The organism is Clostridium polynesiense (genome assembly GCF_000820705.1).
Lineage (GTDB): Bacteria > Bacillota > Clostridia > Clostridiales > Clostridiaceae > Clostridium_AA > Clostridium_AA polynesiense.
The window spans coordinates 1-10888 of record NZ_CCXI01000124.1; the positions used below are offsets into that span (position 1 = coordinate 1).

At 35.3% G+C, this 10888-nt stretch carries 10 protein-coding genes and 1 tRNA gene; 3 read left to right on the forward strand and 8 right to left on the reverse strand.

What is annotated here, in order from left to right:
• Positions 1-111: 111 nt before the first annotated feature.
• The 5 genes from TA89_RS12075 to TA89_RS12100 all read right to left on the reverse strand — a co-directional run bounded on the left by TA89_RS12075 (position 112) and on the right by TA89_RS12100 (position 6256).
• A complete protein-coding gene (locus TA89_RS12075) occupies positions 112-1245 on the reverse strand; it encodes a glycerate kinase family protein (protein ID WP_040213689.1) in 1134 nt (377 codons plus the stop codon).
• A gap of 164 nt (positions 1246-1409) precedes the next feature.
• Entirely contained in the window at positions 1410-2669 is a 1260-nt protein-coding gene (locus TA89_RS12080) for a GntP family permease (RefSeq protein ID WP_040213692.1), read from the reverse strand.
• A 187-nt stretch (positions 2670-2856) separates the two neighbouring features.
• Positions 2857-3921, reverse strand: a complete 1065-nt coding sequence (locus tag TA89_RS12085) for a CdaR family transcriptional regulator (RefSeq protein ID WP_040213693.1) — start codon at positions 3919-3921, stop codon at positions 2857-2859.
• A gap of 222 nt (positions 3922-4143) precedes the next feature.
• Positions 4144-4219: transfer RNA gene (locus tag TA89_RS12095), tRNA-Phe, on the reverse strand.
• A 240-nt stretch (positions 4220-4459) separates the two neighbouring features.
• On the reverse strand, positions 4460-6256 hold the full coding sequence (locus TA89_RS12100) for a MutS family DNA mismatch repair protein (RefSeq protein ID WP_040213697.1): 1797 nt from the start codon (positions 6254-6256) through the stop codon (positions 4460-4462).
• Positions 6257-6461: 205 nt separating this feature from the next.
• On the opposite strand from TA89_RS12100, the gene TA89_RS12105 reads away from it, so the two are divergent.
• On the forward strand, positions 6462-6959 hold the full coding sequence (locus TA89_RS12105) for an LURP-one-related family protein (RefSeq protein ID WP_040213698.1): 498 nt from the start codon (positions 6462-6464) through the stop codon (positions 6957-6959).
• Positions 6960-7202: 243 nt separating this feature from the next.
• Positions 7203-7688 (forward strand): LURP-one-related/scramblase family protein, encoded by a 486-nt coding sequence (locus TA89_RS12110; RefSeq protein ID WP_040213700.1) that lies wholly within the window; start codon positions 7203-7205, stop codon positions 7686-7688.
• 20 nt (positions 7689-7708) lie between these two features.
• On the opposite strand, the gene TA89_RS12115 is transcribed toward TA89_RS12110, so the two are convergent.
• Complete coding sequence (locus TA89_RS12115; protein ID WP_242850136.1) at positions 7709-8563, reverse strand: metallophosphoesterase; 855 nt, start codon at positions 8561-8563, stop codon at positions 7709-7711.
• 127 nt (positions 8564-8690) lie between these two features.
• Here TA89_RS12115 and ndk point away from each other — a divergent pair, with 127 nt between their 5' ends.
• Positions 8691-9092 (forward strand): nucleoside-diphosphate kinase, encoded by a 402-nt coding sequence (gene ndk / locus TA89_RS12120; RefSeq protein WP_040213701.1) that lies wholly within the window; start codon positions 8691-8693, stop codon positions 9090-9092.
• A 235-nt stretch (positions 9093-9327) separates the two neighbouring features.
• Here ndk and TA89_RS12125 read toward each other — a convergent pair whose 3' ends face one another.
• Positions 9328-9768, reverse strand: a complete 441-nt coding sequence (locus TA89_RS12125; protein ID WP_040213702.1) for a MarR family winged helix-turn-helix transcriptional regulator — start codon at positions 9766-9768, stop codon at positions 9328-9330.
• A 127-nt stretch (positions 9769-9895) separates the two neighbouring features.
• Complete coding sequence (locus TA89_RS12130; protein ID WP_040213704.1) at positions 9896-10636, reverse strand: NAD-dependent protein deacylase; 741 nt, start codon at positions 10634-10636, stop codon at positions 9896-9898.
• Positions 10637-10888: the final 252 nt, after the last annotated feature.

Sequence of the window (10888 nt, forward strand, 5' to 3'; positions counted from 1 at the left end):
GATCGAACTAGTTTTTTCGTTCTGTACATATTATGTTATTTAAACAAAATATGTTACTGGAATAAAAATGGGAGCACCCCAGGGGTGCTCCCATTTTTTTGCTTTTAAATTTTACTTTTTTATATTTAACACTCTTGCTATGTTTTCTGCTGCTCTCTCCATGTTTTCTGTCCCTTGAGACAGGGCTTTATCTAAAGTCATGGCCTCAGGGAGGATACCTATTATTGCGTTGATACCATGATCATAAAGCACTTCTACCTTGTCCCCTATCCGGCCGGCAAAGGCTATAACGGGAATTCCATGCTTTTTAGCTGTTGCGGATACTCCATAGGGGGTTTTTCCGCAGATGGTTTGGAAATCTATGCTTCCTTCACCAGTGAACACATAATCTGCACCCTTTACTTTCTCCTCAAGACCGGTAAATTTTATTACCAGATCAATCCCCCGCTTAAGCTCAGCGTTTAAGAATGCCATAAGGCCTCCACCAAGACCTCCTGCCGCTCCGGCTCCAGGTTCATTTGCTATATCCTTGCCAAGCTTTTCTTTTATTACCGCTGAATAATGAGCCAGATTTTTATCTAAAATCTGAACCATTTCTAAGGTTGCACCCTTTTGTGGTCCGAAAACATGAGAAGCTCCGTTTTCTCCAGTTAAAGGATTGGTCACATCGCAGGCGACCTCTATTTTTAAATCCTTTAGCCTTGGATCAAGGTTAGATAAATCTATATCCTTTAAATTGCCCAGACTGCCGCCGCCAAAGGGAAGTTCTTTTTGGTTTTCATCTAAAAGCTTAGCTCCCAAGGCCTGGATCATTCCGGCGCCTCCATCGTTAGTGGCACTGCCTCCTATGCCTATGAGTATATTTTTTACCCCTCTGTCTAAAGCCGCTTTAATAAGCATCCCTGTTCCATAGGTAGTTGTTAAAAGAGGATTTCTTTCTGATTTATCTACCAGATGAAGCCCGCTGGCACTGGCCATTTCTATCACTGCGGTACTGCCATCTCCAAGTATTCCAAAGGAAGCCTCTGTTTCCTTTCCTAATGGTCCCAATACCTTAACATTTATAATTTCTCCGAAAGTGGCATCTACAAGGGATTGTACTGTTCCTTCTCCTCCGTCAGCCATTGGAACTTTGATGCATTCTGCATCCTTTATAACCCTTTTAATTCCTCTTTCCATAGCATCAGCAGCTTCTTTAGCTGTCATGCTTTCTTTAAAAGAATCCGGTGCCAAAACAAATTTCATGGTTTTTACTCCTCTCTATATTGCTTCTTATGACTTTTTATTAATTCAACATTTAGCTTTTTATCATTAAGCCAATAGCTGCATGTAATACTGCATAGACAAGTACGAAATTTGCTGTGTTTATTTTATAATTATCAACAGACAGCAGCTCTTTTAAGAAACTGCTACTTTAATATAAATCCAAATATAATGGTTGATACTACAGTCATGATTAATCCTATTAAGGACTCATAAGGAATGAGCTTAAGCCTTTCCTTCATCTCCATAAATACGCTTCCGCCGGTAGCATGGAAGAAGCTTCCGTGTGGAAGGTGGTCAAGCACTGTAGCTCCGGAATGAATCATCCCTGCAGCAGATATTGGCTTAACGCCAAGATCAAGTATAGTTGGTCCAAATACCTGGCTTCCTACCGCTGTACCTGATGTTGTAGAAGCTGTAGCTCCTGACATCAATATTCCTGCAATCGGTGCTAAAGCGAAGGCTGGAAGTCCTACGGCATTTATTCCGTTTATAATAACATCCTTAAGTCCTGAGTTAGATATTATTCCCGCGATGGTACCAGTACCTAAAAGAAGTATTGCAACACCGCTCATCTTTGCAAGTCCCGCTGTAGCATATTTATTGATGTTTTTAATTTTCCCCATAAACAGAGCTCCTACTACACCGCCTATAGGAAGTGCTATAAGAGGATCTATATTTATTGAAAACAATGGTCTTAAAGAAAGTATTATTATAGCGGTTAAAGGTCCTGCAACGGCTGGGAAGAAGTTTGGCTTTTCCTCTGCAGATACAGCTATCTCGCTCTGGTTTACCAAAGAACCTTTATGTGCAAGCTTTTTAGCTATAATACAGGTTACAACAAGTCCAAATATAGCTGGAATTATACCAGCAGCCATAACTGAAGTTAATGGTATTTTAAATGCATCCGATGCTGCTATGGCATTAGGATTTGGAGACATCATGTTTCCTGCCTTTCCTCCCCCTATCATAGCCATAAGTATAGCAGTTTTTGTAAAATTTGCTTTTTTAGCGATAGCTAATGCTATAGGTGCTACAGTAATAACCGCTACGTCTATAAAAACTCCTACTGTGGTTAATACTAAAGTTGCTATAGCAAGTGCTATAAGTGAGTTTGATTCTCCTAATTTATCCACTATGGTTTCTGCAATCTTAGCAGCAGCTCCTGATTCTATAAGCACTCCCGCTAAAACTCCCGCAGTTAAAATTCTAAGAACTGCAGGCATTATCCCTTTTGCTCCGTTTATCATAAGGTTAACGGTTTCTGTAATTCCCGCTCCTCCGATTAATCCCCCTATGACAGCTCCAATAATCAACCCATAAGCCGGATGTACTTTTTTAATAATAAGTACAATGGCTATTACCAATGCAGCTATTGCTCCTAACGCTGTAACTTGCATTTCAATTCCTCCTAAATATTTATTTATGATTTCGTTTACAATTTTATTTTATAGCATGGAAGTTAATTATTCATTGTAAACTTGTTAGAGGATTTTAAAATATTTTATGCATTTGCACTAAAAGCTTTCCTTTATAAATGAAAAAAGCCACAATTTACAAATATAAATTGTAGCTTTGTTGAAATTTTCAGAATCAACTATTAAGTTTATATAATATAAGGGCAGTAAAAAGTTCTAAAAGATCCTTGAAGCTTCTAGGGCTTTTTCCTGTTATGTCATGAATCTTTTGAAGTCTGTAGTTAAGTGAGTTCCTGTGGAGATGCATTTCCTTAGATATAAGGTTTATTTCTCCGTTATTCTTTATAAATACAATAAGGGTTTCTATGAGGTCAGAGCCCTTCCCTTCCTCCTCCAGAGCTTTTATAAGCTTAATATACTTTTCTTTATAACCGATATTAGAAAGAGCATCAATGGGAATTATATCAATGTAGCTGCAGAAGCCAGGAGTTAAGTTGACCTTTTTTATAATATCCAAGGTTTTTAGAGCCTCATTTACGGATTTAGCCATTATGTGATTTTCCGTTCCTACAGCTACAAAGGCATTTTCTCCGAAGACCCTGTAAATCTCTTTGGTTCTGTAGCTTAATCTTTCATCCTTTTTTAAAAACAGCAGTATTACCTGAGGATTAATCCTTATTAAGTATTCATTATCAGTAAGATGCATCCTTAGTTTATCTAAGTTTATTTTTTTGGAGGTTTTAGAGCTTACTGCAACGGCACGTCTTGGAAGCATTAAATCTATATCTAAAGAGGCCGCTCTTTTGATGAAATCTTCTTCATACTCTTCATTTAAAAACGCCCATTGATAAAGCACTTCTTCCCTTTTCTTTTCCCGGGATCTCTCTTCAATAAATAGGCTTTCCTGATTGATGAGAAGCTCAGCGGTGACTTTTACGATAGAAGCAAAAGGACTTACCACATCAGGTTCTCCGCTTATGCCTATTACTCCTACCACTTCCTCTTTAAAATAAATAGGCATGTTTACTCCCGGTTTTGCTGCCCCTGCATCCTTATAAATAGCTACAAGCTTCTTTTTTTCTATGGCGGTTACAGCTCCCTGATGGATCTTTCCTATCCTGCTTATATCCCCGCTTCCTATTATAACTCCCTGAGAATCCATTATATTTACGTTATAAGGAATAACTTTCATCATTTTATTAACTATGGTCTGAGCCAATTTATCCGTTAAACTTATCATTTTAACCCCACCTATTTTACATACTTATCTATATTATAATGATTTTCACAGAATATTAGTAAAAAAAAAGCATATGCAGCAAATATCTTTATAATATTTGCAGTACATATACCATAGCTCATAAAAGCAGTGAGCCAATACATTACTAAGAGATTAAAGAGATTAAACAAAAAGTTTTCTTGGGCAAAATTAAAACCCGATACACCATTGTATCGGGTTTTATGGTGGCCAGACCAGGAATCGAACCAGGGACACGAGGATTTTCAGTCCTCTGCTCTACCGACTGAGCTATCTGGCCATAATATGCTAACAGGATTTCTTTGTTAAAAAGAACTTTTTTATTAACTTTCAAAAGTTAATGGTTCGTTAACACAAGTGTTATTATACAGACATTTTAAAATCCTGTCAACACATTTTATGTTATTTTGTCGGATAAGTTATGGATTTACTCTATTTATTGAATTTAATTGCGGAAGCATTAACCTTTGCGGGATTCAGTACCTCAGCTAAACACAATGTCCTGATATTTTTTGTATTTTTATACCTCATCAATGCCTACCATTCTCATGAGATAGAGAGCATTTTGAGTAGTTGAAAAGCCTTTTCTTAATTTATAATCAAACTTCAACTTGTTATCCTCATAATATTCCCTAAAATGATAATTAACCACCTTTGAGTTTTCCTTTTCCAGAGCAGTTAATTCCAAGTCATGAGTGGATACCATTCCTATGGTATTTTCCCTGGTAAGCTGGTTTATTAGAACCTCTGCACCTTTATGTCTATCCTTTGAATTTGTTCCTTTAAATATCTCATCCATAAGGAAGAAAAGAGGTTTGCCACTTTTACTTACAGCGATAATCTCCTTAATCCTCAAAAGCTCAGCATAAAATGAAGAAATATTCTCTTTAAGATCGTCATTAACCCTCATACAGGTGTAAATATCCATAATTCCGCAGGTGAAGCTTTTTGCACTTACAGCGGAACCAAGATAGCTGAGCAGCAAATTTATACCCACCGTCCTTAAAAAGGTACTTTTACCGGACATGTTAGAACCTGTAACCAGAACCAGTGATTTAGGGTGCTTTAGGGCGAAATCGTTCCTAACCACTTCCTCACCGATAAGGGGATGACCTATCTCTTCCCCCTCAATGATATTGTATTCCACAATCCTTGGAAGACACCAGTCCTCATGGACATAATATATATTTGCAAGACTGTTTAAAGCCTCAATTTCTCCTAATACTTCAAGCCAACTGCTTATACCCTTTCCATAAAGCTCCTTCCAGACTTCCAGTGAAAAAAGCATATGGTAATCCGTTAAAAACAGTACATTGAAAAGCAGATAATATGCATTTTTTGTGTCCTTTAAGCTATTCACAATTTTTGCAAACTTCTTAAGCTGAAAGGCTGCACTTCTGTCATCCTTTTTAAGTTTATTTTGGAGATTTCTTAAATGCTCGCTTTCAAAATTCTGCTGCTCCAGGATTTCAAGCATTTTGAAATAGGTATTTATATTGCTTTTATAAATATTAATTACTTCTAAAGCCTCTTCCCTCCTGCCTTTCCCAAAGAGAAGTACAGAAGCATTGAAAAGAGTGGACAGCAGTAACACCTTATAATCCACAACCTTAAAAGCCATCAATACAAGCACTGTAACTGTTATAAGGTTCAAACTATATATTAAGGCCTTAAAAGCTTTGGATGAAAAGAGTTTTTCCCTTTTAAGGCTCCAATTAAGAAGCGCATCAGGCTGGGACATTTCCCCCTTATTCATTACTCCCAAAGCTTCAAGCTCTTCTCTGAAATCCGCCTTTCCTGCCAGTTCATTGACAGCCTTCTGTCTTTTAACTATCTGCTCTCTGGTGAAAATCACCTTTCTTTGAAGCTCTTCCGCCAATTTTTCTCTTCCCATACAGGTTACAGCAGAATTTATCATCTGATATAAAGATGCCTCTCCAAAAATATCTAAATCGTAGCTGTAGGGATGCTTTTTATCTATGAATTCACTTCCGGTTTCACTAAAATCCTTAAAACTTCCCTCTGCCCTTTTAATCCCCTTTTTGATTACATAAATAAGGCTTTCATTATATAAATTTTCATCTATCACCCTGCTGTGTCTGTAGGCTGCGTATATAAACAGAGCCAGAAAAAGCATAACCACCACAGTTAAATATAAATACTTACCATTTTTATATGCTAAAAAGGAAACCGCTGCTGCACCTAAAAAAATAATAAGCCTTGTAAGGCTTAAAAAATTAATTTCTCTTTTAAGAGCCTTTGATTTCTCAGTGAGTTTATCCAGTTTTTCAGAATAATGTTGTAAAGCTCTATTCATAAGCCACCTCTAAATCCTATATATTATTTTTTAATTAATTTTAACATTTCTACATTTTAAAAGCACTTATTATCTGATATATTCATATTAACTTTATTATTATTTAACTGATTAATAACTGCTTTTACATTATCAGTCTGATTTAGAAAAATGTTTTTACAGTTTAATAATTCTTTTATTATAGGCGGTGAAGGGAGATATTATCATGAAATATTATATCAACATAAACCTCTTTAATATGGACAGTAAGAATATCATTAAAGATGAGAATCTAATGGAATGCTTTCAAGTTCTTGAGAAAACCTTTAGATTAAATAATAAACTGTTGATTTTAAACAAAAACAGCGGTGAAGAATTGTGTTCAGTACAGGCTTTGAATTCACCTCTTCCGGAGTATAAGATCATGATGAAAAATAAAGAAGCTGCACAGATAAAAAAGAACTTCGAATCCATAACCAAGGATATTTCCATAAAGACTATGTATGGAGTGTTTAGATTAGAAGGGGATATTTATAATCAGGAATATTCTCTAATTAATGATTTAGGCTTGGAAACCGCTTCTGTAAGCAGAAAAAACAGCATACTTCAGGATCATTATGTCCTTACTATTAAAAACAAATCCTATAAGAACCTTATCCTTCCTCTGATAGTTTCAATAGATTATATAAATTATATGGAAAATAAAAAAGCTTCGCCGATATAATCCTGAATAATTATATCTTTATAATTTTTTTGTTATATATACAATAAAAAATATTACCCGATATAATATATATAGGCTGCAAATTAAAAGCGGTGACCTTTTATAGGGATAAGCCTGAGGATATTCCATGTATATATTGGGCATATGTTTTCCCATTTTCAAATCTGCAAATATGCTTAAAATATATGGCAGCTCAATTGCATAATGTTTATCTACCGCTGAACAGGGGAGTGAAGGAAGATTATGAGATTTTATATTAAAGAAAAGCTTTTTTCTTTAGGAGATAGCTTTGTTATCTGGAATCAACAGGATGAAGAAGCCTTTTATGTTAAAGGACAAGTATTTTCCTTTGGAAATAAATTAAGGCTTTACGATAAGTATAATAATGAATTGATTTATATTGAGCAGAAGGTGTTCAGCTTAATGCCGGAATATAATATATATGCCGGAAATAATCTTCTTGCTAATATAAGAAAAAAAGTCAGGCTATTTTCTCACAGCTTTAATATTGAAAGCTTATATGGAAGCTTTAATATAGAAGGAGATTATACCGCTCACGATTTTTCCGTAATAAAAAATTCTTCTAAAAATGCCGCTTCCTTAAGCAAAAAATGGTTTTCCTTTGGAGATACCTATGAAATATATATCGCTGATGATGAAAATATTCCTTTTATGCTGGCTCTCGTAATAGTTATAGACCAAGCTATACATGATAAAAATAATAATTAATTTGGTGGAGCTGAGGTGTTTTATCCAAGCTCCACCAATATTATTTCCGGCCTGTTAAATACCCTGAAAGGGAAACCACTGTTGCCCAATCCTCTGCTTATAACTAATGCGGTATCCTCCATTATATGAAGCCCAGAGGTATACTTTGGAAAATATCCCTGATTAGGTGCCAGAATCCCTCTTTTTATAAAAGGTATTCTTATCTGCCCTCCATGGGCATGACCGGAAAAGACCAAATTCATCTTTTCTTCGCTGTATAATTTGAGCTGTTCAGGTCTATGGCTTAATAGAATTTTAAAGTCCTCCGCTGAAACCCCTTTTCCACTTAATGCCTCATCAATATACCTTTTTAAATGCTCTTTATCCTTTTTTCCTGTATAATATCCCTTTGATTCCTTAAAAGGGTCCTCTACTCCCATTATAAAAATTCTATCACCGCTTTTTTCAAGGAACTCACCGGAATTTCTAAGAACCCTAATCCCTATGCTCCTAAGCTTTTTTTCCAAGGACGCTTCAAAGCCGCTGCTTCTGGCTTCATGATTCCCTATACAATAATATAAAGGTGCTTCCTTCCTTAGCTCCTTCATGGTATTAAAGCTTACAGACTCCTCATATCTCCTGCTGTCTATAAGGTCTCCGGTAAAAACAATAATGTCCGGATTAAGCCTTCTAACTTTTTCAAGAAGCGTCTTGTTTCCCTGACCGAAATCCTTTGAATGGAGGTCAGAAAGGTGCACTATTCTCATTCCTTTAAAATTCTCGGGAAGTTTTTCAGTGCTGTATCTTATTTTATTTATATATATCCAATTATTTTGAAGGTACAAAAACAAGGCTGCTATTTCTATGATTAATATGATTATAATTATTTCTTTCAATTTACCAACTCCTGATATTTGAGAATTAAAAGGTGTATATTGTTTTAAAATATAAAGACACAAGTCCATAATATGGGATATAATACGTAATAAGAAATAAATGCTGCATATAATGGAGGTTATAAAAATGGCTGAAAAAAGTTTAGTACTTATTAAACCCGATGCTGTGGAGAGAAATATTATCGGGAAAATACTTTCTATATATGAAGATAATGATTTAAAAATTGTGAAGATGAAGATGCTTAAGGTTTCTCGAGATCTGGCTGAACAGCATTACGAGGAACATAAAGGCAGAGATTATTACGATAATCTCATAAATTATATAACCAGAAGTGCTGTGGTAGCTTTAGTCCTTGAAGGTGAGGATGCTATAAAAAAGGTGAGGAAGCTAAACGGTACTACCAACCCTGAAAAAGCAGATGAGGGAACCATAAGAAAGCTTTACGCTTTAAGCACAAACCTCAACTCCGTTCATGCCTCTGACAGCAAAGAAAACGCTGAAAGAGAAATCAAGCTCTGGTTTGAATAATTCAAAATAATAAAAAATCATCTGGAAAATAATGCTGAAATAAATCTGCCCAAATTAGATTAATATTAAATAAGCTTCATAAACAAATCAATTTTATTAATAGACCAGTTTCATCAATATATCGGTTTAATCAATAAACATATAATTATAATATACGCATAATATTAGAAAAACACCTATAGCATAATTTAAAAAGGTAATGTTATAGGTGTTTTATTATGTTCACTTTTAAATTTTAAAGCTTGAGAACAATATTGTGAAACTTTTCTATTATTTCGGAAAGGTCATTGAGATCTTTAGAGGACAGGATTTTGAGTTTTTCACTGATGATTCTTTCAAATACATCCTTATGCTTATCTATAAGATCCTTGCCCCTGCTGGATATTTCAACTCTTATAACTCTCTTATCCCTTTCATCTCTAAAACGATGAATATAATCGCCTTCAATCAATTTATCCACCATAGGGGTTAAATTTGTTTTAGATATTTCCAGCTTATTAGCCAGCTCTGTCATGGTAAAGCTCTTATTTTCGCATAAAAGCATAAGAACAAAAAACTCCGAAGGCTTCAAGCCTCCATGAACCATTTCACCTATAGGCTTCATAAATTTATTTTTAAATATAGGTATTATGTCTAAAAGCTGAGCTGCAATTTCTTTCTGTCGGTTATCATCCATACAATCACCCCAAAATCCAATGGTTTATATCTATTATAAACAATCAAATGAACTTTTGCCAATATTACAACATTTTCTGAGTTACAATATTTCCCAAGTGCCAGGCACCTGACAAGTGACAAAATAATTAAATCTCCTTAAGCTGCTTGACAGCCTGACCTAGCACCTTTCCTATGCTGTCTACTATTACAAGATCCGCAACGCTGTCGAAGGAAGTGGTGGCTTTATTTATAAGCACAAGATATCTTCCTTTAAAGTAGTTAATCAATCCCGCCGCAGGATATACCATAAGAGAGGTGCCTCCTACTATCAGGACCTCTGCATTTGATATATATCTTACTGCTTCCCTCATAACCTGCTGATCCAAAGCTTCCTCATAAAGCACTACCTTTGGTTTTATGTTGCCGCCGCAGCTATCGCATTTAGGCACACTGCTTTGGCTGCTTAAAACATAATCCAAGTCAAAATGCTTTTTACACTTCATGCAATAGTTGTCCTTTACTGTTCCGTGAAGCTCAAGAACATTTTTAGAGCCTGCTTCTTGATGCAGCCCGTCGATGTTTTGAGTTATCACAGCCCTCAACTTGCCCATTTTTTCAAGTTCAGCCAGGGCATAATGAGCAGCATTGGGTTTAGCATTTCTGTATATCATCTTGTCTTTGTAAAATTTATAAAAATCTTCTTTATGGTTTATGAAAAAGCTGTGGCTTAATATTTCTTCCGGCGGATATCCTTTGTTTTCTGAAACCTTGTAAAGTCCTGTTTCGGATCTAAAATCAGGAATATTGCTTTCCGTGGATACTCCTGCGCCTCCAAGGAACACTATATTATTACTGGATGATAAAATGTCTTTTAATTTAATTTTCATTATGCATCACCTCAATAAAATTATATAACGAATGGAAATTATTTGTCACCTTTTTAAGACTTTATAATATACTATATTATAATTTATTCAAGAGGGATTGAGCATTTATGACCATAGCCTTCTTAACCCTTCTTATTTCCTCAGGGGGGTATTTATTTTATCTGCTTCAAAAATTAGACATGCAACGTAAATATATAATAACACTTAGCTCAGAAAATCAGAGGCTTAGAAAAATCTCTTTAAATACAAAGG

What these genes read in the sequence shown, in the direction of transcription:
- TA89_RS12100 (WP_040213697.1), bottom strand. Translation starts at nt 6,256, where the DNA reads ATGAATAGAGCTTTACAACATTATTCTGAAAAACTGGATAAACTCACT.
- TA89_RS12075 (WP_040213689.1), bottom strand. Translation starts at nt 1,245, where the DNA reads ATGAAATTTGTTTTGGCACCGGATTCTTTTAAAGAAAGCATGACAGCT.
- TA89_RS12085 (WP_040213693.1), bottom strand. Translation starts at nt 3,921, where the DNA reads ATGATAAGTTTAACGGATAAATTGGCTCAGACCATAGTTAATAAAATG.
- TA89_RS12105 (WP_040213698.1), top strand. Translation starts at nt 6,462, where the DNA reads ATGAAATATTATATCAACATAAACCTCTTTAATATGGACAGTAAGAAT.
- ndk (WP_040213701.1), top strand. Translation starts at nt 8,691, where the DNA reads ATGGCTGAAAAAAGTTTAGTACTTATTAAACCCGATGCTGTGGAGAGA.
- TA89_RS12130 (WP_040213704.1), bottom strand. Translation starts at nt 10,636, where the DNA reads ATGAAAATTAAATTAAAAGACATTTTATCATCCAGTAATAATATAGTG.
- TA89_RS12110 (WP_040213700.1), top strand. Translation starts at nt 7,203, where the DNA reads ATGAGATTTTATATTAAAGAAAAGCTTTTTTCTTTAGGAGATAGCTTT.
- TA89_RS12125 (WP_040213702.1), bottom strand. Translation starts at nt 9,768, where the DNA reads ATGGATGATAACCGACAGAAAGAAATTGCAGCTCAGCTTTTAGACATA.